This is a genomic window from Vreelandella neptunia (assembly GCF_000712975.1).
In the GTDB taxonomy this organism is placed as follows: Bacteria; Pseudomonadota; Gammaproteobacteria; order Pseudomonadales; family Halomonadaceae; genus Vreelandella; species Vreelandella qaidamensis.
Genome location: NZ_JHQL01000003.1, coordinates 736,507 through 759,438 on the forward strand (window position 1 = coordinate 736,507; position 22,932 = coordinate 759,438).

Here is a 22,932-nt window from a genome sequence, read left to right on the forward strand (position 1 = left end):
CTGAAAGGAATCATGATGTCACGGTTGCCGTTTTATTTGATTGTAGGATTACTATTGCTGGTTGGCATTGCGGCCAGTGTGCATCGACACATTCAATTCGAAATTCCTTGGCTGCCTGGTGAACAGCGCCAAGTGTGGGAAATTGAAGCGGTTATCAACTTTAATGCCCAAAACGGCCCTGTCCAAGTTGACTTGGCGCTACCTTCTCATCAGGCCGGCTACCGGGTTTTAACGGAAAACACCGCTTCCTCAGGTTATGGACTTGCCTATAAAGCGGATGAATTAGGTCGCCAGGCTGAATGGACGATTCGGGAGGCAGCTGGTAGTCAACAGCTTTACTATTCCGTCCAAATGCTTGTTTCGCCTGATGCACGTTCGCCGGTACAAACGCCGCCAGAATTATCAACTATACCTCCTTGGGAGAGCCCTTATGACACAGCGGCCAGCCAGCTCATTGATAGAGCTTGGTCACGCAGTGCCAATAATGCCACCTTTGCCAGAGAGTTGATTTTAGATATCAATAGTGAAAGACAAGGTGAAAACGCGCGGCTGCTTTTGACACAAGAGCAGCCTTCGGCACTGATTGTGCGCTTGTTAAATCAAGCCGGTGTGCAAGCAAGAGAAGTTAGTGGGCTGTTGATGGAAGATGGCCGTCGACGCCAAACCCTGAGCAGCTGGATTCAGGTGTTCGATGAAGCTGCTGAATCGTGGACACTATTTAACCCTGCCACTGGAGAACAAGGAAAGCCAGATAACTTGCTGCTTTGGGAGACGGGTGGTCGTGCTGTCCTAGAGGTTCAAGGCGGCACCAATTCTCGCGTCACTTTTTCTATGCTGACGCACTATCAGCCTGCCTCTGCTGCGGTTCGTAATCACTATTCCGACGACACGCTACTGAACTTCTCTATCCATAGCCTTCCTCTGGAAGAGCAAGCGCTTTTCCAAACGATTCTACTGATTCCCATTGGTGCACTGGTAGTGGTGTTCTTGCGAGTGCTAGTTGGGGTGAAAACGTCGGGCACATTTATGCCGGTGCTTATTGCATTAGCATTTATTCAAACGACGCTGCTGACTGGCTTGATAGGGTTTCTGCTCATCGTGGCGATGGGACTGATTATTCGCAACTACCTCTCCTACCTTAATTTACTTTTGGTAGCGAGGGTTTCAGCGGTCATCATTACCGTCATAGCAATTATCTCAATTTTCACTGTCATTGCTTATCGTATGGGCCTAAGCGCGGGGTTAACCGTCACTTTTTTCCCGATGATTATTCTAGCGTGGACGATTGAGCGGATGTCGATTCTTTGGGAAGAGGAAGGGCCAAAGCAGGTATTGATTCAAGGTGGGGGCAGTCTTTTAACGGCTGTATTAGCGTTCCTCGCGATGAACAACCCCTGGATCCGTCATATCACCTTCAATTTCCTTGGTGTTCAGTTCATTCTGATGGCGCTGATCTTATTGTTAGGTAATTACACCGGTTATCGTCTATTAGAGTTACGTCGCTTTAAGCCCATTACCGATGAAGAGAAATCCTCATGAGTTGGCTAAAGAACTGGACGTGGCCCTCTCGGCTCAGAGATAAGGGAATTATCGGCATGAACCGGCGAAACATTCGCTACATTGGCCGCTATAATTCACGTCGCCTGTACCCACTTGTTGATGATAAGTTGAAAACCAAGCTGATTGCTCAACGCTACGGCATCACGACACCTGAGCTCATCGGTACGGTAACAACTCAGTTTGGTGTGAAACATATCGATGAGATGCTGAGTGGCCACTCAGGCTTTGTGATCAAGCCAGCCAAAGGCAGTGGCGGCAAAGGAATCCTCGTTATAGAGAAAGTACACGAGGGTACCTTTATCAAGCCCAGCGGTGTCAGTTTGACGATTGAAGACATTGAGCGCCACGTTTCAAACATACTTTCTGGGCTGTACTCACTAGGCGGCTCACCAGATGTCGCGGTCATCGAAACACTGATCAATTTTGATGAAAGCTTGATGGCTTATACCTACGAAGGTGTACCAGACATCCGTGTCATTGTGTTTAAAGGCTACCCCGTCATGGCGATGATGCGGCTTTCTACTGCCGCCTCAGATGGTAAGGCCAACCTTCACCAAGGTGCTGTTGGGGTGGGTTTAAACATTGCGACAGGGGCGGCATTGCGCGGCGTACAGTTTGATAGGCCCTGTTATAGCCACCCTGATACAGGCCACGATTTAGCAAGCTTGGTCGTGCCTCAGTGGGACACCCTACTTCACCTTGCCGCTAGCTGCTACGAGATGACTGGGCTTGGCTACCTAGGTACCGACATGGTACTTGATCGTCAGCATGGCCCTATGCTGCTAGAGCTTAATGCACGCCCAGGTCTTGCTATTCAAATGACAAACGGTGAAGGGCTGAGGCGTCGGCTCGATTTAATCGAACAACAGCCAGACGGTGTTCCTGTTGCTAAGCGGGTGGCGTTTGCACAACATCATTTCGCCCGACAAAGTGAGCTCGTCGAAACCCCTGACACGCCTTCGGTAACGGCGTAGACTACGCCTAAGACGTTCAACGAGTTACCTAATGACAGAAGCTAATACGCTATTACAACAAGCGGAGTCTCAGTGCCATACCCGTGGCGTCAGGTTTACGCCTATTCGTCGCAGGGTGTTGGAACTGATTGCGGAAAATGGTGGCGGCTTAAAAGCATATGATTTGCTAGATCAACTATCTACTGAGCATGCTGCTGCCCGCCCTCCAACCGTTTATCGCGCTCTCGATTTTCTGATTGAGCAAGGCCTAGTACATCGCATTGAGTCTCAGAATGCTTACGTGGCCTGCGCCTGCCCCGAGCATGTCCACGGCTTTCAACTATTGATTTGTCGCAAATGCGGTTATGTTGAAGAGCTTCACTTAGATGAAATAAGTGACCAGTTGGCTGCGTTAGCTAAGCATCAAGGGTTTAATGTCGAGCGTCAAACCATAGAGCTTCAAGGCTTGTGTCAACAATGTCGAACTGCGAGTAATGAGTGATGTCCCGTTTTGATCAATTACCTCCTGGTGATCTCTTCAAGGCATTGGAAGTTGCCAGCCCTTCTGATGATTTGCCCCAGATAAATGCCTTGTTAGATGCCGTACGATTTAATGAAGGCGGATTGCTTCCTGCCATCGCCCAACAGTTTGATTCAGGCGAAGTGCTAATGATGGCATGGATGAACCGCGAGGCACTCGAAGAAACGCTAACCACTCAGCGTGTTTGCTACTACTCCCGTTCGCGTCAAAAGCTGTGGCGTAAAGGTGAAACCTCTGGCCAGCAGCAGCAACTAAAAAGTGCTGCGCTTGACTGTGATGGCGACACGCTGCTACTCCAAGTTGACCAAACGGGTCCCGCCTGTCACACCGGCCGACGCAGTTGCTTCTACGTATCGCTTAGTAATGAGCACGCAGCGATTACCAGTGAACCGCTTATCGATCCAGCGACTCTTTACGGCAAAAAATAGTGTTACGCCTGCTAACGTTAATAAAGCACTGGACTTTGAACACACTTTCATTGGTGATGATAGGCTTTATTAAAGTCTACCAATACACTATTAGCCCACTGCTGGGGCCTCGCTGCCGATTCTGGCCTAGCTGCTCTTCCTATACCGTTGAAGCCATCCAAGTACATGGCCCTTTTAAAGGGGGCTGGATGGCGATAAAACGCATTATAAAGTGTCACCCAGGCAGTGCTGGCGGTATTGACCCGGTTCCCGGCGGTAGAAGTGAACGATTATGCCAGGAAGATCCCGACCTAGCCGAGGCGCCGTGCTCAACCTGCAATCACCGGCGCTGATATACCTCAAGTCGATTGTTCTTTAGCTTCTTATTCTGGCTGCTTTGCCACTTGGTAAATACGCTCCAACATGGCATGTAAGCCGTTGCTGCGGGTCGGTGATAAGTGCTTATCTAAGCCTAAATCTTTCAAGAAGTGTGGCTGGGTATGATTAATCTCATCGGGTGTGCGATCGCTATAGATTCTCAGCAGCAGCGCAATTAAGCCAGACACGATGGCAGCATCTGAGGTTGCCTTGAAGACCAGCTTGTCGCCCTTCTCTTCATGACACATCCATACGTTGGATTGACAGCCTTGAATCTTAAACTCCTCGGTTCGCTGCTCCTCGGGGAAGTCAGGCAGTTGCTTCCCCATATCGATGATGTATTGATAACGATCCATCCAGTTATCAAAAATTTCAAACTCTTCGACCAACTCTTGCTGGGCCAGCTCAGCGCCTGAAGTTGCCATGGCGTTACCTTTGGGTTGATGGCTAATGTGGCTGATATTATAACGGTTTAGAGGGGGGTTTGGGGGCTGATTTCAAGCGATGGCGTTGCTGCTCTTGGTGCCATTCGTTGTCCTCGATATGCAAATAGCGGCTTGTTGTATCTAGCTTAGAGTGACGGGCACTTTCAGATAAATAGCGCAGACTTACCCCCGACTGCGCCTGATGAGTGATCGCCGTGTGCCGTAGCCAGTGGGGAGTCGCCCTACGCAGCGCACTAACATAAGCGAGCTTGCCATTTTGCGCCTCTAGCGCATCAGCGGCTTCGCTAAATGTGCTTTTAAGCAACCGGTAGAGCTGGTTATCGCTAATGCCACGATGCTTATCAAGCGCGCGAATGAGTGGAGTAGGCTCGTGGTAACTGGGCAATCCTTGTAACTCAAGCGCTCCTCGCCACTCGATTAAGCATTCCAGCATGTCGTTGGGCACCGGAATGCGCGCAAGCTTACTGCCCTTGCCAACCACTACCCACCACCAGCGCCCCTCTCTTTCCTGAAAATCATCCATCCGTGCGTTAGCCATTTCACTAATCCGAGGGGCTAACAGATAAGCGAAGCTGACGATAAACCGTCGCCGCGCTTGCTCGTAAGCTTCTCGCTCACTAGTGAGCTTTGTTGGTGTATTTAGCCACTGCCAAAACCAGGCCCAGAGATCGCCTTCTAAATAGCGCTCAATGGTTTGAGTCTGGTTATTTAGCCGCCTTGCCTTGTCACGCATCAGCACAAATGGGTTGTGCCTTACCCACCCAGCTTCTACCAACCAGCTATATAGGCCCTGCAGAATAATCAGGCTTTGACGCCGGCTTGCCGGTGAAAGCCCGCCACGAAAAGGCCGCCATTGGGCATGATAACGAGGCTTACTTGGCCCCACCCACTGCTCAGCTGGCTGTGGATCTTCCAAAAAAGCCTCGTATTGGCGCAACAATTCACGATTCATATCGCGTAACTGATTGTTTTGGCTAGCCAGCCAAAGCAACAGTCGCTCTGCTTCCCGGCGGTAACTTTTCAGCGTTTGAGAACTATCTTGATACTCCTGCAGCCACGCAGCCACCGCCTCGACATCGTTTTGGGCGTCAATTAACAAAACGTCAGTTTGTGGCGCATCAAGCAAGGAGAGCTTAGGCAACAAATCAGACCAGCTGTCCTTTTCTAGACGCTTACTCCCTAGCGATCGCTGTTTTGTTACCTCTGTGGGCATCGCTACGCTTCCCTCTATGAGTGCTTCTTCAATGGGTTAAGTGTGACGTTACGAGCGAAGAAATTCAAGATAATGGGGGTAATCTTGAATTTATAGCGCTAAGTGTAAATAATATTACGTTTTATGTATTACGTAATTATTGTAATTTTAACCAAATGCTATGAAAATAGTGCTATCAATCTGATAAGGATAAGCGCCATGGCTCGCAGCGGGATTCAATACAGTGATGTTCAGCAAGCAGTCGATACCCTGCTCGCTCGTGGCGATACCCCAAGCGTTCAACGCATTCGGGAAGTACTGGGCACAGGCAGCTTCACCACGATCAGTGAGCATTTCCGTAGTTGGCGTATTGAGCGAGAGCAAAATCGTGACGTTCCGCCACCTAAGGGCGTTCCAGAAGTCATCGTTAATGTGGCAAGCGAGCTGTGGAGAGAAGCGCAAGAAGTCGCTAACCAGGCTCTCATCCACTATCGCGAGGATGCCAATCGACAAGTGGAGAACGCCCAGCAGGAAGCCGCTGAAGCCCTTCAGCAAGCGGCAAATGCCGAACAACGTGAAAGCGCCCTTGCGGAGCATTTGAGACATACAGAGCAGCGCCTGGAAACGCTAAACCGGGAGCTGGCGGCTAGCCAAGCCAATGAGCATCAATGGCAACACCAGGCAGAACAAGCCGCTAAAGATGCCAAGCAGTATCAGCAGCTGTTAACGAAATCTGAGTATGAAGTAGCTACACTTAAAGAGCGCTTTGCTGAAGAGCAGCAACAGCGACAAGCCGTTTGGGAACAGCGTCTTACGCAGGAAGAGCAGCGTAACGAAGCAGCAGAAGGAAAACTGATGGCGCTGCTAGATACGTTGAGGCAAGAGCGGGCCCAAGAAGAAAAAGCACTGCAAAAACGCCTGCAACAGACGGAGCAACGTGCAGACACGCTTACGAAGGAGCTTCAGCTAAAAAAAGAGACGCTACAGCACTACCAGTTAGACAACAGTAGCTTGCAACAGCGCATTAATGAACTTGAGCGCATGAACGCATCGCTTGAAGAGCAGCACAACAGCCTAAAAAATGATCTTAATAAGGCCTACCAAGCATTAGAAAAACAGCATCAAACAGCGCTTAAGGATGATAACTGGCAGCAGCAGCTTTGGCAGCGTATGGAAGCGCTTCAGGAACAGCTAACGGCTTTGCCAAAGACGCTCTCTTTCCAAGAAAAAGAGAACAGAACAAACGACGAGTGACCGTTCACTCATAAAAAAGCCCAGCAAATTACTGCTGGGCTTTTGGAGCGAACACAATGTCACTACTATAACGTTAGCGGTAATAGGCGTTCGTTGTATCGGTATGGTCAGTCACATCACGGATGCCTGCTAATTCGGGAATCCGCTCCATGAGTGTTTTCTCAACACCATCTTTTAGCGTTAGATCGACCGCAGCACAGCCTTGGCAACCGCCACCGAAGGCAAGAATTGCCACGTTGTCTTCAGTGAGTTCGACCAGTTTGATTTCACCGCCATGAGCTGCCAACCCAGGGTTAATCTCACTGTAAAGCGTATAATTGATACGGTCTTCCAGCGGACTATTGGCATTGACTTTAGGCATTTTCGCGTTAGGAGCCTTAATGGTTAACTGGCCTCCCATACGATCTGCATTAAAATCAACTACTGCTTCATCTAGAAACGCCAGGCTGTTTTTATCAAGAAATACGTTAATCTTTTCAAGCTCAAGCTTAACGTCAGTTGGCTCTTCTTCACCTGGGCGGCAATACGCTAGGCAGGTTTCTGCGTAGGGTGTGCCTGGCTGGGTGATAAAAATGCGTACAGCGATACCCTCAACGTTCTGTTTTTCCAGCAGCTCAGCAAGATACTCCTGAGCACTGTCAGTAATATCAATACCTTGAGTTTCAGTTTCGGTAGTCGCGGTCATAAGGGATGTTATCCTCCCGTGGTTGTGGCGTGGCCACATCACATGTCATTTATAACTATTTCATTAACGCCTATGGTAAGCAAAAGTGCTCGCCAGCACAATCCCGACCATTTTAGTAGGCTATTGGCTAGGTATATGAACGTGCCTAATGCAGATACTGCAATAACTTCACGCCCTTACTTGCTGCCCTATGGTGTGCCCTTTGTTATGATAGTGGCCGCTCACACTATAACGACGACTATAAAAATATCCTTTTTTGACCGAGACGCTGGAGATTCCCCCCTGCCATGGCTGCTAGTGATTTGACTGCTTCCCTCACCCAACGCCTTGCCCAACGCATCCTGATTTTGGACGGCGGCATGGGCACCATGTTGCAGAACGCCGAACTCAGCGAGGACGATTTTCGTAGTGACCGTTTCCGTAACTGGCCATCGGATCTTAAGGGTAATAACGATTTATTAGCACTTACCTGCCCTGATTTAGTAGCGCGTATCCACCGCGATTACTTAGAAGCTGGCGCAGACATCATCGAAACCAATACGTTTAACAGCACGCGTCTTTCCCAGTCAGACTATGGCATGGAAGACCTAGTGCCCGAGTTAAACCGCGAGTCGGCGCGCCTGGCGCGTAACGTTTGTGACGCCGTAGCTGCCGAAACGGATATCCCGCGTTATGTTGCCGGGGTACTTGGGCCAACTTCGCGCACCGCGTCGCTGTCGCCGGATGTGAACGATCCATCGAAACGCAACGTCACCTTTGATGAGCTTCGCGAGAACTATTATGAAGCTGCTAGTGCGTTAATCGAAGGCGGTGCCGATCTTATTATGATCGAAACCATCTTCGACACACTTAATGCCAAAGCCGCTATTTACGCTCTTGAAGAGCTATTTGATGATCTGGGCACACGGCTACCGGTGATGATTTCCGGTACGATCACTGATGCGTCAGGTCGTACGCTTTCTGGCCAAACTACCGAAGCATTCTGGAACTCAGTTCGCCATGCCCAGCCGCTTTCGGTTGGCTTGAACTGTGCCCTAGGTGCTGAAGAGCTGCGCCCGTATATCGAAGAGCTTTCCACTAAAGCCGATACTTTTGTCTCTGCGCATCCTAATGCGGGTCTGCCCAATGAGTTTGGTGAGTATGACCAAACACCAGAGGAAATGGCCGCTATTGTCAGCGAATTCGCACAAAGCGGACTGGTCAATATTATTGGTGGCTGCTGTGGTTCAACCCCTGAGCATATTCGAGCCATTGCTGAGGCTGTTAGCTCCATGGCGCCTCGTAACGTGGCTAAGCGCAGCCATGCCTGCCGCCTATCTGGCTTAGAGCCCTTCAACATTGAAGCCGACTCTCTGTTCGTCAACGTGGGCGAGCGCACTAACGTGACAGGCTCTGCGCGCTTCAAGCGGTTAATCGTCGAAGAAGATTTCACTACCGCGCTTGAAGTTGCCCTTGAGCAAGTCGAAAACGGCGCACAAATTATTGACATCAACATGGATGAAGGCATGTTGGAGTCCCAGGAAGCGATGGTTCGTTTCCTGAATTTAATCGCTGGCGAACCCGATATCGCTCGCGTGCCGATCATGATCGACTCCTCTAAGTGGGACATCATCGAAGCGGGTTTAAAGTGTGTTCAAGGCAAAGCGGTGGTGAACTCTATCTCGCTAAAAGAAGGCGAAGCCGCGTTCCGTGAACAAGCCACTAAGTGTCGCCGCTTTGGTGCCGCCATCGTGGTCATGGCGTTTGATGAAGAAGGTCAGGCGGATACTTTCGCTCGCAAAACTGAAATATGTGAGCGCGCCTATCGCTTACTGGTCGATGACATCGGCTTCCCTGCCGAAGATATTATTTTTGACCCTAATATCTTTGCCATCGCTACCGGCATAGACGAGCACAATAACTACGCCGTCGATTTTATTGAGGCCACCCAGTGGATTCGTGAACACCTGCCCCATGCGATGATTTCCGGCGGCGTATCGAACGTCTCGTTTTCATTTCGGGGTAATAATCCCGTTCGTGAAGCCATCCACTCGGTGTTTCTCTACCACGCCATTCGCGCTGGCCTCTCCATGGGCATCGTCAATGCGGGCCAATTGGCGGTGTATGACGACCTACCCGCCGAGCTGCGTGATGCCGTAGAAGACGTTGTACTTAACCGTCGTAGCGATGGCACCGAGCGGCTACTTGACCTTGCCGACAAGTACAAGGGCGACGGCAGCGGCGCGGCCAAAAAAGAGGATCTGGAGTGGCGCAGCTGGCCAGTTAATAAGCGTATCGAGCACGCGTTAGTAAAAGGCGTAACGGCGTACATAGAAGAGGATACCGAAGAAGCTCGCGCCCAGGCTGCAAGACCTATAGAAGTGATTGAAGGCCCGTTGATGGACGGCATGAACGTGGTTGGCGACCTGTTTGGCGCAGGAAAAATGTTCCTTCCCCAGGTGGTTAAGTCGGCCCGTGTCATGAAACAGGCAGTCGCCTATCTGATTCCCTATATCGAAGCGGAAAAAAGCGAAGAGACCAAAGCCAAAGGCAAAATCGTAATGGCCACGGTTAAAGGCGATGTTCACGATATTGGCAAAAACATTGTCGGCGTGGTGCTGCAGTGTAATAACTATGAAGTTATCGATCTAGGCGTGATGGTGCCCACCGAAAAAATCCTCCAGGCAGCGCTGGATCATAACGCCGATATTATTGGGCTTTCTGGGCTAATCACCCCATCGCTTGATGAAATGGTGCACGTTGCCAAAGAAATGAAGCGTAGAGGAATGGATTTGCCGCTGCTAATTGGCGGTGCCACCACCTCTAAAGCGCATACCGCGGTAAAAATTGAGCCACAGTACGATCACCCGGTGATTTACGTGACAGATGCTTCCCGAGCCGTTGGGGTAGCGGGTCGCTTGCTGGCACCTAATCTGAAAGAAGCCTACGTTAGCGAAATTCGTGAAGAGTATGAAAAAGTACGCGAGCGTAACGCCAAACGTCGCCCGAAAGCAGCGGATTTGGATTACACCCAAGCTCGAAAACGGCGCTTTCGTACCGACTGGAGCAGCCATACCCCGGTTAAGCCCCAAATATTGGGTCTAAAAACCTTTGATAACTACGACCTTGAAGAGCTGGTGGAGCGAATCGACTGGACGCCATTCTTTATGAGCTGGCAGTTGGCCGGTAAGTACCCCAAAATCCTTGAAGATGAAATAGTTGGCGATGCTGCACGCAATTTGTTTGCCGATGCTAAAGTAATGCTGCGCAAGCTAATCGACGAAAAACGTGTACAGGCGCGTGGTGTGATTGGCTTATGGCCCGCTAACAGCGTTGATGACGATGTCATTGAAGTCTATGCCGATGAAAGCCGCAGCGAGGTTATTGAGCGTTTACATCACATTCGCCAGCAGACCACCAAAGGGCGTGATGGTATTTGCTACAGCCTAGCAGATTTTATTGCGCCTAAAGAGAGCGGCAAAGCCGACTGGATTGGGGGCTTTGCGGTTACCACAGGCCATGGGGTTGATGAACTTTCCAAAGCCTATGAAGCAGCTGGTGACGATTACAACGCCATCATGGTGCAAGCATTAACTGACCGTTTGGCAGAGGCGTTTGCCGAACGCATGCACGAGCGTGTGCGCAAAGAGTTTTGGGGCTACGTACCGGAAGAAACACTAGATAACGACGCCCTAATTGCCGAGAAATATCAGGGTATCCGCCCTGCTCCCGGCTACCCAGCCTGCCCTGACCATACCGAAAAGGCCACGCTGTTCCGGCTGCTTGATGCGACACAAAACACCGGCTTGGCACTGACCGAAAACTTTGCCATGTGGCCTGCGGCGGCAGTATCTGGTTGGTACTTCGCCCACCCACAGTCAAAATACTTCTCTACGGGCAAAATCACTCGGGATCAAGTGGAAGCGATTGCACAGCGTAAGCAAATGCCACTAGTAGAAATGGAGCGCTGGCTCTCTCCGGTGCTTTCCTACGATCCTAGCTAACGTTTAGCTGATGTCGCCAGTGGGTCGCCGCCAAGGTAAGGTAATGCGCCTAGCCTTACCCATCATGTTGGGCATGCTCTCACAAAGCATGCTCAACCTTATTGACGCTGCATTGGTCGGGCATTTAGGACAAGAAGCCTTGGCAGGGGTTGGTATCGGCGGCTATGCCATGTTTATGATGACAGCGCTGGTCTTTGGCCTCTCCTCCAGCGTCCAGTCACAAACCTCTCAGGACCTGGGCGCAAAACACTTCCCACTGACTCGCTCACTTCACTCGGGCTTGCTTATCGCGGTAATCGTCGCCCTTCCACTCTCGTGCCTGGCATGGTGGCAAGCGCCTTGGCTAATACAAGTGATTGCGCCTGCCGATGATGTGACGGCCATTGCCGTGGAGTATTTCCGCTGGCGCGTGGTGTCGTTAACAGCGATTGCCCTGACACTTTGCTTTCGTGGTTACTGGAACGGGCGACAGCACACGCACCTTTACCTCCGCATTATTGTGATTGTGCATGTGTTTAACGTAATTGCCAGCGCCGGGCTAATTTACGGCATCGGCGGCCTTCCGGCGCTGGGCATCAGTGGCGCGGGTATTGGTACAACGCTTTCTTTACTGCTTGGGCTACTCATTTGGGCGGGCGTAACGTATCACGCTGGTGCGCTTACACAACAGAAGCAGACGTTGCACTCACTAAAAACAACGCTATTACTCGCCTTTCCCCACTCCATGCAACAAGTGTGGTTCGCAGCAGGTTATGTGGTGTTGTTCTGGCTATTAGGCAGGATGGGCACGGAAAGTGTCGCTGTTGGCCATGTGTTAGTGAATTTATCGTTGCTACTTATTTTACCTGGGGTCGGTGTTGGCATCGCAGCGATGAGTTTGGTGGGAGAAGCATTAGGCCGAGATGATCTACAGGCGGCTCACCGCTGGGGGATCGACGCTTTAAGTGTCGCTGGCGTGATGCTAACCGTGTTGGCACTCCCCATGCTCTTGTTCCCTGCAGCGGTTCTGACTATTTTCTTCGAAGACCCTTCGCTCATTCAGCTGGGTACTCTACCGTTACAAATTACTGGCCTTATGATTGTGCTAGATGCAGCCGCCCTGGTGCTGGCTCAGGCATTAATGGGCGCCGGAGCCCAGCGAACAGTGATGCTGCTTACTTTGGGTATACAGTGGTTGGTATTCTTACCAATGGCTTGGTGGGTAGGTATTGAACTGGGCTATGGGCTACTCGGTGTCTGGTTAGTGCAACTCTTTTACCGCTCGCTCAATTCCGGCAGCTTCTTATGGGTTTGGCAGCGTCGACGCTGGTTAGCTCAAGCGCTATGACTTATGAACCATAAATACCATTTAGCGATAAAAAGATAATTATATATTCTTTTGTAGAATATGACGCCCGCGTTAAGGTGGCGGCACATTACCGTCCGTCTCGACGTGACCATTTCGCTTTTAGCAGGATCGTGCCACATGTACCGTTATGATATTCACGACCAAACGTTGGTTGACGAGCGTGTTGCTCAGTTTCGTGACCAGATGGACCGCTACCGCGCCGGGCGTTTGGGAGAAGAAGAGTTTCGCCCATTGCGACTCCAGAACGGCCTCTATATTCAGAAGCATGCGCCCATGCTACGTATTGCCATTCCTTACGGCATGTTGGCAGGCAAACAGCTTCGTGCATTAGCGGACATTACCCGTCGTTATGACCGTGGTTATGGTCACTTCACGACTCGGCAAAACTTGCAGTTGAACTGGCCCGCCTTGGAAGATGTGCCCGATATTTTGGCAGACCTAGCCAAAGTACAAATGCACGCCATTCAAACCAGTGGCAACTGTATCCGTAATACCACCAGTGACCAATTTGCCGGTATCGCGGGTGATGAAGTCGAAGATCCACGCCCTTGGTGTGAGTTAATTCGCCAATGGTCGACGTTACATCCTGAGTTTGCCTATCTGCCGCGCAAATTTAAAATTGCCGTCAGCGGTGCCGCACAGGATCGTGCAGCCATCCAAGTGCATGATATCGGCCTACGTCTTTGGCATAACGCAGACGGTGAAGTACGCATTAAAGTGTTAGCCGGTGGTGGTCTTGGCCGTACGCCGATGATTGGCGACGTAGTGCGCGAGGACTTGCCCTGGCAGCATTTGCTAACATATTTGGAAGCGTGTGTTCGCGTTTATAACCAATTTGGTCGTCGCGATAACAAGTTTAAAGCACGTATTAAAATACTGGTCAAAGCGCTCGGTATTGAAGAGTTCCGTCGTCGCGTTGATGAAGAGTGGGCGCACCTTAAAGATGGCCCACAAACACTCAACCAAGCAGCGGTTGATGCGGCCAAGATCCATTTCCCCGAGCCAGCGCGTCGTCCGGTTACTGATAGCGCCATTGCCGAATTCGAACGACTTCGCGGCGAAAATCGCAGCTTAGCTCGCTTTGTGACAAATAACGTCACCGACCACAAAGTTTCGGGCTATAAAGCCGTGACCCTTTCGCTTAAGCGCCGCGAGCACGCGCCTGGCGACGTCACTGCAGACCAGATGGAAGCCGTCGCCGACTTGGCAGATCGCTATAGCTTTGGTGAAGTCCGCGTGACCCACGAACAGAATCTGGTGCTGTCTGACGTTCCCGTCGACGAACTGGAAGCACTTTGGAAAGAGCTTGATGCACTGGGCATGGCTAACCCAACAGTGGGTACGCTGAACGATATTATCTGCTGCCCTGGTGGCGACTACTGCGGCTTGGCTAATGCGGTCTCCATTCCTATCGCTCAAGCACTACAGGAGCGGTTTGAAGACCTGGATTTTCTCTACGATCTCGGTCCCTTGGATCTCAACATCTCAGGCTGCATGAACGCCTGTGGGCACCACCATGTTGGTCACATCGGCATACTTGGCGTTGATAAAAAAGGCGAAGAGTATTACCAGATCTCAATTGGCGGTAACTCAACAGACGATGCGTCATTAGGCAAAATCCTTGGGCCCTCCTTCTTCCGCGAAGATGTACCAGACGTGGTCGATAAAGTACTTCAAGTCTATGTGGCCGAACGCCATGAAGACGAGCGATTCCTCGACACCTATCGCCGTATTGGCTTAAAACCCTTTAAGGAGCGTGTTTATGCCCAGCAATGACACTCAAACTGACGCGGTTGAGCTTACGCCAGTACATGTCGACCATCTGATCGCTGATGGTGAGCTGGCCGCCGAAAATGCTTGGTGTGTCTCTTATGACACAGAAACACTTCCTGAACAGCGTCCTGCCTTTGTGCCGTTGGCACTCTGGCAAGCGAACCAAGACGATGTCGAGCTAGCACCGCTGCTTTCAAGTGATACCGAGTTAACCACTGAACTTGGCCAGCAGCTGAGCGGAACCAACGCTATTGCCGTTGATTTCCCAGCATTCACTGACGGACGTGGCTATACCCTGGCCCGTTTGCTGCGCGAACGCTATGGCTATACCGGTGAAATACGTGCTGTCGGTGATGTTCTAGTCGATCAGTTGGATTACATGCGCCGCTGTGGTTTTACCGCTATGGCCTTGCGTGATGACCAGCACCCTGATGATGCTATCCGTGCGCTTAATATGTTCAGCGTTCGCTATCAAACTGACGTTGAACAGCGCCAAGCACTGTTCGAACGCCGCTTATTGGCCAGTGAATAGTAACAAGCAATAACGCTGTCAATGCATAGGTCGACGCAAAGACAGAGCTAGCAACAAAAGGGCAGCCACAGCTGCCCTTTTGCTTAATAATAACGAGTTTATTAACCGCGACGTTTTTGCTGGCGCTCACGATTATTCATTTTAGCCCGATCGCTTTTACGCAACATGACCCAGGTAGCCCCCAGGCCGCCCTCTGAAGGCTGCGCAGAGACATACGCTTGTACTTCATCAAACTGACTAAGCCACTTGGCTAGGTAAGAGCGTAGGACATTTGCAGGGCTGTCTACCTCTCGCCCTCTCCCATGCACAATTAGCACAGAACGAAGGTCATGGGCGTAAGCTTCTTGAATAAACGGAAAAAGCATTCTGCGGCACTCTGACAACGGCCTTCGTAAAAGATGCAGCTGCGCCTGAACACTGTAACCTCCGTGTTTCAGTTTATCGACGACCCCTTGTTGAATACCTTCCCGGCGGAATTCCATTGGATCAAAAGGCGGCAAAAGATCAACAAAATCGTCAGATAAGAAATTGCGCTCTTCTAGCTGCTCTTGGGCGCTGTCACGGCGAGCTAGCTGAGCCTCAGACGGCTGATGACGCTGAGTGCCTGTGTCTGCGCGGTTACGCTTGGTTAGTGGTTTAACATCACCAACTAACGCACGGAAATCCATATCGCCATGAAGTGACTGGTTCATAACAGGCTCCTCCGGTAGGGTCTAATGCCTAAGCGTCTACTGCCTATCCTAGCAAACCCACTGACATTGCTTAAGACTTGTTTTCATTAACATCTGACACGACGCGGATCGCCAGCCCAATGGAAGGAGGTTATATGAAGTGGTTAAAACGATTAGCGGCACTCGGTATATTACTTACCGTTGGTAGCGCGGGCTGGTTATGGTTAACCATGCTCAGCCCATGGTTTTATGAACGCCCCGCTCACCTACCGGTCATCGAACAACGTACCCACCATGTGTTTGTGTACGGTACATTGCGCTACTCGCCAGTGCGCTGGGTGGTGATGGGCAGCTCAGGTAACCCACAGCCAGCTCGGCTTGAAGGCTTTACAAAAGAGGGCCTTGATCTGGCTCCCGATGCCAATAGCGTTGTAGAGGGTTTACGGTTAGCAGTCACCGCCGATCAGTTAGCGCGTTTAGACCGATATGAGCGTTTGGGCATCCGTTATGAGCGTATAAAGCAAACCTTATCCGATGGTTCAACGGTTTGGGTTTATGTTCGATTGCCAACGCTGAGTCAATTGACCTCTCCTGTCCAACAAGCAGCTCTGATAACATAGACAACCATTACAGTAATGCCTTTTTAGCCCTTACCCCTGGGATATCTCATGAGTGATTCGACGCCGTTTGTTCTGATTCTTTATTATTCGCGCTCTGGAGCCACTGCGGATATGGCACGCCAAATAGCGGCGGGTGTCGAAAGCATGCCCGGCATAGAAGCCCGCCTGCGCACTGTGCCGCCTGTCTCCACTACCTGTGAAGCCGTTGCCCCTGAGATTCCGGAAGAAGGAGCCGTTTATGCAGATCTTGATGATTTGCGCCACTGCAGTGCTTTAGCATTGGGCAGCCCTACACGCTTTGGCAATATGGCCGCGCCGCTTAAATACTTCCTTGATACTACAAGTAGTTTGTGGATGAACGGGGCATTAATCGACAAACCTGCCTGTGCGTTTACGTCCACTTCAAGCCTTCACGGCGGCCAGGAAAGCACACTACTTACTATGCTTATTCCACTGCTGCACCATGGCATGGTCTACGCAGGCATCCCTTATAATGAAACCGCCCTGCTGAATACCCAAACGGGAGGCACACCCTATGGGGCTAGCCATGTCGCTGGTGCGCGAAGCGACCGTTCTGTTGATGAACACGAGCGTGCCTTATGTCTTGCCCAAGGTAAACGGTTAGCTAAATTGGCGCTTGCGCTACATGCAATGCGTCAGGAGGAATCTGCATGAGGCAGTGGTTAGAAGGTCTAGAAGCCCAACACGGACTAGATAAGCTCACACGGCAAGCAAGGCAGTTAGTCCTGGTCAGCTTTGTTATTTTACTGCTACTGGTTATTTACCGAGGCTTTTTTATCCAAGGAGATACCTTTAACTGGCGTCCTGTGGTCGCTTTTGTATTGCCATTGTTACTATTTCTCCCCTCTATCATTGGTCAGCGTGCTAGGGGTCATGCTTGGTTAGCGTTTGTCAGCCTGCTCTACTTTACCCAAGGCGTCATGTTAGCCACCTTGCCTGGGCAAGGTATGCGCGGTGTACTTGAGGCGGTTATCTCGCTGGCGCTGTTCACTGGTTGCATGGCGTACGCACGTTTTCGCAGCCGCCAACAGCGCCAAGGGTAAGCTTAGCGAGCGCTAAGAGTAAAAGAGATGCGCTAGTAGGGATAAAACCATAACCAGCCACATATGCCTGCCGCTACTAAAAAAGCACCTAGCGCAAACAGGTGGTGTTTAGTTCGGTGGGTCTGTTTTATATCAACCGGTTCACTCGTAAAACGTTTGATGCCCGTCACCATCGCCGCTACTAAATTCTCTCCCTGCAGAGCATGCACCACGACACCCACAAGATGAAGCCCTATGAGGATAAGCAATATATCGCTATTGAGTGCATGCAAGCTGGCTAGTTCGCCACTTATGTCTCGGCCTAGCAAACCGTAAAGCGGTCCCTGAAAAAAGATATCGTCACTAAGAAACAGCCCACTCACCGCTTGAAAGCTCAGTGAGAGTAATAAAAGTACTACCATCCAGCCACCTAGTGGGTTGTGGCTTGCATAGCGTGGCGCACGGCGCTTGAACAGCGCCTTGGTATACACTGCCGTGTCTCTAGGCCCGTATACAAAGGTGCTAAAGCGCGCATAAGTAGTGCCTAAGACGCCCCAAATGATGCGAAAAATCAGCAAACCAATAATGAGGTAGCCGGCTTGAGCATGCACCTCAATGGGAAACAAAAACGGAATGCCGTCAGTTTTTGTGGTGTAGAAAGAAACGGCTACGGCCACCAGCAGGCACCAATGAAATAAACGTATAAAGACATCCCAAACGGCTACCTGTTTTCTATCGTGCTGCATTACATTGCCCTTTGTCTGTAGTTCATACATTTTCTCATTTCTTCTATGTTTCTGATAGAACGCATTACAGAAGGTGGTCAACGCGTTATACAATCAAACAGCTTAAGGTTGGTCATGTATCTCCATCCTCTGATTAAGGCTTCTAAGCAGGGCCACGAGACAGAGCTTGAGCTTTGCAAAAAGACCAGCGAATATGAACAAAACTTAAAGGGAGCAGCATTCAATGACACGCAATATAGCTGACATTAGGCGCGATTATGAAGGTGGCCGCCTTGACGAAGATCAGGCCCCCGACAACCCTTTTGTTCTGTTTGATGAGTGGTTTAGCCTAGCGCTAGAAACAGAAGGAAAAGATGGCAACGCGATGACCCTTTCTACTGTAGATAGCCAGGGCCGTCCTCATGCCCGGGTTGTGCTACTAAAAGGATTTGATGAGCGCGGCATGGTGTTTTTCACCAACTATCACAGCCATAAAGGCAGCGAGCTAAGCAATGTACCTTATGCAGCAATGACTTTTTGGTGGCCTTCGCTGTCGCGCCAGATCCGTATTGAGGGGCCTGTCGAGCAAGTAAGCCATGAAGAGTCTGATGACTACTTTTCGAGCCGCCCACGCGGCAGCCAACTCGGCGCTTGGATTGCCACACAAAGCGTAGTAATCCCCGATCGCAACTGGATTGAAGAGCGTCAAAAGCGCTTTGAACAAGCCTACGAAGGCCAAGATATACCGCGTCCGAATCATTGGGGTGGTTATCGAGTTAATCCGGAAATGATTGAGTTCTGGCAAGGGCAACCCAGTCGTCTTCACGACCGCCTCCGCTTTGAACGGCGTGACGGCGGCGATTGGAGCCGCTTTCGCTTAGCTCCTTAATTTAGCCCTTTGATGTAGCGCTGTTGCCATTTCATGATTAGGCCCGCCTCAAAAGAGTCGGGCCTAATCATGTCAGCATGTAATCTAATCAGGCAGACTCTCCAACCGATGTCTCTGCCATTCACTTTCCGGTTCGTTAAGCTTCAGTACAGCATCAATGACCTGCTCTTCCATGTTGTAACGGCATCTAAAGCCCAAGTGTTTCATCAAAGCGCGCATGGGATGATTATCGACCATAATTTTGCCGATCATTTCGAGCGTGCCAATGTTGGTGCAGTAATCGATCATCTTTTTCATCAACAGACTACCGATGCCCAGCCCCTGTAAATCGTCACGGATGATGACCGAAAATTCCGTACGAATATTGTCGGGGTCGTTCCACACACGTACAACGCCTAACATCTCTTTGCTACCGTCATCGTGTTGATGTTCAGCAATAAAAGCCATCTGACGATCGTAGTTAATATGTGACAGAATCGACAAATCACGCTGGGTTAAATTAGATTTATTGTGGAAGTAGCGAAAACGAATGCTCTCCTCTGACAACTGCTTGTGAAACGTTGTAATTAGGGGCGCGTCTTCCGCGCGGATGGGGCGAACCTCTACACGCCATCCATTTTTGAGCGTTACCCACTCACGTAACTCTTCAGGGTAAGGCATGATGGCAAATCGCGCAGGTGTGCCTAGATCCATCGCAAAATCTACTGCTAACATCCCATCACGGTTCAGCAGTAGTGGATTGAGCTCCAGTCCTCTCAAGTCGCCTAAGTCGGACGCCATCTGTGACAGCTTGACCAACAGCTGACATAGCCGTTGAATATCCCGCTCAGGATCAGCCGAATGCTCGCGAATCAATGAAGCCGCATGGGTTCTGCCTACTACGTCAGCGGCCAAGCTCATGTTCAGTGGTGGCAATGCTACCTGACGATCTGCCAACACATTCACTTTGTAACCACCAATGCCAAACACAATAAGTGGACCAAATACAGGATCACGAGTAATACCCGCACAAATCTGCATTGAATGTTTACCACGTTGCATGGGCTGTAAACAGTATTCGCGAATGGCATATTCGGGAAATTTCTCGCGAACCTTGTCGCCTAGCTGGCGGATACCTTCCGCAATTTGTTCCGGCGTTTCTAAATCCTGGAGCAACCCTGCGGAAATTTTATGAGGATGTTTGCGATAACGATAAGGTCGACAGTTACCTTCGTGAATGACTTTTAGTGCCTTAGGCCCAGGAAAATGATCCGCCATTGCCAATGCTTTTTCAGGGTTTGCCAGGTAGACACTAGGCGCAGCAGGAATGCCGTAGGCTTCTAATACCTGAGCCGTTTCGGAATGGGTCAACGTTTGTCGCCCCTCCGCTTTGGCGTTTTTAATCAGTGCGCGACACTCCGCACGAATCTCTACGCTGGTGGAAAAGGGTAAGCTAGGCGGAATTTCATGCAGTAGCGCTTGAACACGCTGGTAGTCCACCATATGCATAAATGCTTTCACCGTCTTTTCTGGCGACGTATAGGTAGGAATACCAGCCAAATTGCAAATATGCCGGGCGTTCAATGCTTCTTTCAGCCCCATCCAGCTTGTCAGCAAATTGCGCTTAAACGACTTTCGGTGATCAATTAACGCCTGGGCGGTGGCCAATGAGGGGGCTAAGCGGGTAGGCGCGTGTACTACCAGAACTGCATCTACATGAGGATCCGCAGTAACAATTTTTAGCGCTTCAACAAACCGCTCTGGCGTCGCATTGCCTCCTAGATCCACCGGGTTTTCACCGGGTTTGCTCATATCTACCTGACTTTTATGCAGAGCGCGCTGAGTCTCTTCGGTAAACTCTGCCAGCTTCCCACCAGCGCTAATCAGTTTATCGATTGCTAGCATGGCAGGCCCTAACCCATTAGAGACAATTGCCAAGCGATCACCGCGTAGCGGTTTCATTCGCGATAAAGTTTCAAGCGCATCCAGCAGCTCATCATAGTCATTAACACGAACAACACCCGCGCGGGCAAAAGCCGCGTCAAACACCACGTCACGATTAGCAATACCCGGGGTTGGCGCCATGCCAGAAATATCAGATTGTGGCGTTCGACCGCTTTTAATAGCGACAACCAAGCGGTTACGCGAGGCATCACGTACCGAGGTCATAAAATGTTGAGCGTCCATTACTCGCTCGAGGTGTAGCAAAATGGCTTGCGCTGGAGAGAACTGATTTACGTAGTCAATTAAATCTGGCAGCAATACATCGACACTGTCGCCTACCGTTATTAGGTGCGAAAACCCAACGTCACGACCAGCCGCCCAATCGATCATGGCATTGGCTAGCATCCCCGACTGCCCTAAATAAGCCACTCTGCCCGCTTTTACAGGCTGACTAGCATAGGAGGCATTCAGCTTTTTGCCAGGCACAATCAAGCCCATGCACTCTGGCCCTAACACACGAATACCGGACTCTATCGCTGATTGCAGCATACGCTGCCGGATAGACCCTTTATTACCCGTTTCACGATCAAGGTAAGCACCACCTGATAGTACCAGAGCTGCTTTTACACCAAACTGGCCAAGCTTTTTGATAAGGCTAGGAACGCCATCAATAGGAGAACAAATAACTGCTAGATCAGGAATTTCAGGCAGCTCATTTACCGTACGGAAACAATTTACGCCAAAAACCTTGTCATACCCTTTAAGATTGACTGCCCATATTTTTCCTTTGAACCCGCCCTCCTGAAGGTTATTAAGCACTAACCCCCCTAACGACGCTGGCTTTTCAGAGGCACCGAACACGGCCACTGTGCGCGGTTCGAAAAAATGATGCAAAAAGCGTGTACTCACGAATGCGTCTCCCCTGAAATTAATAGCCACTATGTACGACTTATTGACACTGTCGCGCAAGCCCCCGAGACGATTAAGGTGTCGATATTGTCTTCGGAGCACTTGCATGATTACTGCCTACCTTACCCACCCCGACTGCTCATTGCATCATATGGGGCCTGAACATCCTGAAAGTCCGCAGCGGCTTGAGGCGATACGCGCGCGCCTATCCCTAGCGGGACTTCTTCAACAAACCATGCAAGCAGATGCCAAAGAAGCGTGTGACGAAGCATTAGCAAGAGTGCATCCGGTCAGGCATCTTAACGCACTCAAGAAGTGCGTTCCCGATGAAGGCATTGTTACGCTCGATAGCGACACAATGATGAACCCCGATAGCTTAAAAGCGGCAAAAGTAGCCGCAGGTGCCGTTATCCGTGGTGTTGATCAGGTTTTTAAACGCCAAGCAGATAATGTTTTTTGTGCAGTACGACCACCTGGTCATCATGCAGAAGCAGCTGATGCAATGGGATTTTGCTTTTATAACAACGTTGCCGTTGGTGCTGCCCACGCTAAAGCTAAATATGGCGCTAGGCGTATTGCAATTCTCGATTTTGATGTCCATCAATGTAACGGCACTATCGATATTTTCAAAAACGATCCTGAGGTATTGATATGCACCAGCTTCCAATATCCATTTTACCCATGGCGCTATTTACGCAGTGAATGGCAAAACGTAGTTAATACACCGCTAGAAGTAGGCACTGACAGTACTGAGTTTAGACGCATTATAGAACGACAGTGGCTTCCTGCTCTTCATGCGTTCAAACCAGATTTGGTGATGCTTTCTGCTGGTTTCGATGCTCACCGTGACGATCCAATGGGAGACATTTGTTTAGAAGATGAAGATTTCTATTGGGTAACGCACTTAGCAATGGAGATTGCGGCCCTTTATGCAGAAAACCGTGTGGTTTCTGTGCTTGAAGGAGGCTATAACCCTAAGACGCTTGCCAGTGGTGCAGAAGCCCACTTAAAAGCTTTATTGGGTTTACCTTTTATGGATGTTCCATAAAGGGTACCAACAACTACAGCAGCTCGTTGCACTGTATTGCTTGAAAACTGTG

The 22,932-nt window shown here is 50.3% G+C and carries 21 protein-coding genes; 15 read left to right on the top strand and 6 right to left on the bottom strand.

The window, feature by feature from the left end; translation table 11 throughout:
* Nucleotides 1-15: 15 nt before the first annotated feature.
* Genes CR46_RS0111490 through yidD form a run of 5 tightly spaced genes read left to right on the top strand, consistent with a single transcriptional unit; the run spans nt 16 to nt 3,814 of the window.
* Nucleotides 16-1,539 carry an inactive transglutaminase family protein gene (locus CR46_RS0111490; protein WP_030072986.1) on the top strand — a complete coding sequence of 508 codons (1,524 nt, stop codon included), beginning with the start codon at nt 16-18 and terminating at the stop codon, nt 1,537-1,539.
* Nucleotides 1,536-2,534 (top strand): alpha-L-glutamate ligase-like protein, encoded by a 999-nt coding sequence (locus tag CR46_RS0111495; protein ID WP_030072987.1) that lies wholly within the window; start codon nt 1,536-1,538, stop codon nt 2,532-2,534. The genes CR46_RS0111490 and CR46_RS0111495 overlap by 4 nt, the downstream gene beginning before the upstream one ends.
* Nucleotides 2,535-2,565: 31 nt before the next feature.
* Complete coding sequence (locus CR46_RS0111500; RefSeq protein WP_030072989.1) at nt 2,566-3,015, top strand: transcriptional repressor; 450 nt, start codon at nt 2,566-2,568, stop codon at nt 3,013-3,015.
* A complete protein-coding gene (hisI, locus tag CR46_RS0111505) occupies nt 3,015-3,482 on the top strand; it encodes a phosphoribosyl-AMP cyclohydrolase (RefSeq protein ID WP_030072991.1) in 468 nt (155 codons plus the stop codon). The genes CR46_RS0111500 and hisI overlap by 1 nt, the downstream gene beginning before the upstream one ends.
* 56 nt (nt 3,483-3,538) lie before the next feature.
* Nucleotides 3,539-3,814: a membrane protein insertion efficiency factor YidD gene (gene yidD, locus CR46_RS18160; protein ID WP_232222383.1), complete on the top strand. Its 276-nt coding sequence runs from the start codon at nt 3,539-3,541 to the stop codon at nt 3,812-3,814.
* 30 nt (nt 3,815-3,844) lie between these two features.
* On the opposite strand, the gene CR46_RS0111510 is transcribed toward yidD, so the two are convergent.
* Together CR46_RS0111510 and CR46_RS0111515 are read right to left on the bottom strand one after the other, a co-directional pair.
* Entirely contained in the window at nt 3,845-4,264 is a 420-nt protein-coding gene (locus CR46_RS0111510) for a SufE family protein (protein WP_030072993.1), read from the bottom strand.
* A 37-nt stretch (nt 4,265-4,301) separates the two neighbouring features.
* On the bottom strand, nt 4,302-5,498 hold the full coding sequence (locus tag CR46_RS0111515) for a tyrosine-type recombinase/integrase (protein WP_030072995.1): 1,197 nt from the start codon (nt 5,496-5,498) through the stop codon (nt 4,302-4,304).
* A 198-nt stretch (nt 5,499-5,696) separates the two neighbouring features.
* On the opposite strand from CR46_RS0111515, the gene CR46_RS0111520 reads away from it, so the two are divergent.
* The gene (locus CR46_RS0111520) at nt 5,697-6,731 is read left to right on the top strand and encodes a DNA-binding protein (RefSeq protein WP_030072997.1); all 1,035 of its coding nucleotides are present in this window, start codon (nt 5,697-5,699) and stop codon (nt 6,729-6,731) included.
* 73 nt (nt 6,732-6,804) lie between these two features.
* Here the strand turns inward: CR46_RS0111520 and nfuA are convergent, their stop codons facing one another.
* On the bottom strand, nt 6,805-7,416 hold the full coding sequence (nfuA, locus tag CR46_RS0111525; protein WP_030072999.1) for a Fe-S biogenesis protein NfuA: 612 nt from the start codon (nt 7,414-7,416) through the stop codon (nt 6,805-6,807).
* Between the two features lie 287 nt (nt 7,417-7,703).
* On the opposite strand from nfuA, the gene metH reads away from it, so the two are divergent.
* The 4 genes from metH to CR46_RS0111545 all read left to right on the top strand — a co-directional run bounded on the left by metH (nt 7,704) and on the right by CR46_RS0111545 (nt 15,052).
* Entirely contained in the window at nt 7,704-11,399 is a 3,696-nt protein-coding gene (metH, locus tag CR46_RS0111530) for a methionine synthase (RefSeq protein ID WP_030073001.1), read from the top strand.
* 10 nt (nt 11,400-11,409) lie between these two features.
* Entirely contained in the window at nt 11,410-12,726 is a 1,317-nt protein-coding gene (locus CR46_RS0111535; protein ID WP_030073002.1) for an MATE family efflux transporter, read from the top strand.
* Between the two features lie 138 nt (nt 12,727-12,864).
* Nucleotides 12,865-14,523, top strand: a complete 1,659-nt coding sequence (locus CR46_RS0111540) for a nitrite/sulfite reductase (RefSeq protein ID WP_030073003.1) — start codon at nt 12,865-12,867, stop codon at nt 14,521-14,523.
* Nucleotides 14,510-15,052 carry a DUF934 domain-containing protein gene (locus tag CR46_RS0111545; protein ID WP_030073005.1) on the top strand — a complete coding sequence of 181 codons (543 nt, stop codon included), beginning with the start codon at nt 14,510-14,512 and terminating at the stop codon, nt 15,050-15,052. Before CR46_RS0111540 ends, CR46_RS0111545 begins: the two co-directional genes overlap by 14 nt.
* A gap of 101 nt (nt 15,053-15,153) precedes the next feature.
* On the opposite strand, the gene smrA is transcribed toward CR46_RS0111545, so the two are convergent.
* Nucleotides 15,154-15,744: a DNA endonuclease SmrA gene (gene smrA / locus CR46_RS0111550; RefSeq protein WP_030073008.1), complete on the bottom strand. Its 591-nt coding sequence runs from the start codon at nt 15,742-15,744 to the stop codon at nt 15,154-15,156.
* A gap of 134 nt (nt 15,745-15,878) precedes the next feature.
* Between smrA and CR46_RS0111555 the strand changes: the two genes are divergently transcribed.
* The 3 genes from CR46_RS0111555 to CR46_RS0111565 are packed head-to-tail and all read left to right on the top strand — an operon-like array spanning nt 15,879 to nt 17,407.
* A complete protein-coding gene (locus tag CR46_RS0111555) occupies nt 15,879-16,343 on the top strand; it encodes a gamma-glutamylcyclotransferase family protein (protein WP_030073011.1) in 465 nt (154 codons plus the stop codon).
* A 48-nt stretch (nt 16,344-16,391) separates the two neighbouring features.
* The gene (gene wrbA, locus CR46_RS0111560; protein WP_030073013.1) at nt 16,392-17,018 is read left to right on the top strand and encodes an NAD(P)H:quinone oxidoreductase; all 627 of its coding nucleotides are present in this window, start codon (nt 16,392-16,394) and stop codon (nt 17,016-17,018) included.
* Nucleotides 17,015-17,407 carry a DUF2069 domain-containing protein gene (locus tag CR46_RS0111565; protein WP_030073016.1) on the top strand — a complete coding sequence of 131 codons (393 nt, stop codon included), beginning with the start codon at nt 17,015-17,017 and terminating at the stop codon, nt 17,405-17,407. The genes wrbA and CR46_RS0111565 overlap by 4 nt, the downstream gene beginning before the upstream one ends.
* 32 nt (nt 17,408-17,439) lie before the next feature.
* Here the strand turns inward: CR46_RS0111565 and CR46_RS0111570 are convergent, their stop codons facing one another.
* Nucleotides 17,440-18,132: a cytochrome b/b6 domain-containing protein gene (locus tag CR46_RS0111570; protein ID WP_030073017.1), complete on the bottom strand. Its 693-nt coding sequence runs from the start codon at nt 18,130-18,132 to the stop codon at nt 17,440-17,442.
* Between the two features lie 223 nt (nt 18,133-18,355).
* Here CR46_RS0111570 and pdxH point away from each other — a divergent pair, with 223 nt between their 5' ends.
* On the top strand, nt 18,356-19,000 hold the full coding sequence (gene pdxH, locus CR46_RS0111575) for a pyridoxamine 5'-phosphate oxidase (RefSeq protein WP_030073019.1): 645 nt from the start codon (nt 18,356-18,358) through the stop codon (nt 18,998-19,000).
* Between the two features lie 84 nt (nt 19,001-19,084).
* On the opposite strand, the gene CR46_RS0111580 is transcribed toward pdxH, so the two are convergent.
* Nucleotides 19,085-21,832 carry a bifunctional acetate--CoA ligase family protein/GNAT family N-acetyltransferase gene (locus CR46_RS0111580; RefSeq protein WP_030073021.1) on the bottom strand — a complete coding sequence of 916 codons (2,748 nt, stop codon included), beginning with the start codon at nt 21,830-21,832 and terminating at the stop codon, nt 19,085-19,087.
* A gap of 106 nt (nt 21,833-21,938) precedes the next feature.
* Between CR46_RS0111580 and CR46_RS0111585 the strand changes: the two genes are divergently transcribed.
* Nucleotides 21,939-22,880 carry a histone deacetylase family protein gene (locus tag CR46_RS0111585; RefSeq protein ID WP_030073023.1) on the top strand — a complete coding sequence of 314 codons (942 nt, stop codon included), beginning with the start codon at nt 21,939-21,941 and terminating at the stop codon, nt 22,878-22,880.
* The last annotated feature ends 52 nt before the right edge of the window (nt 22,881-22,932 follow it).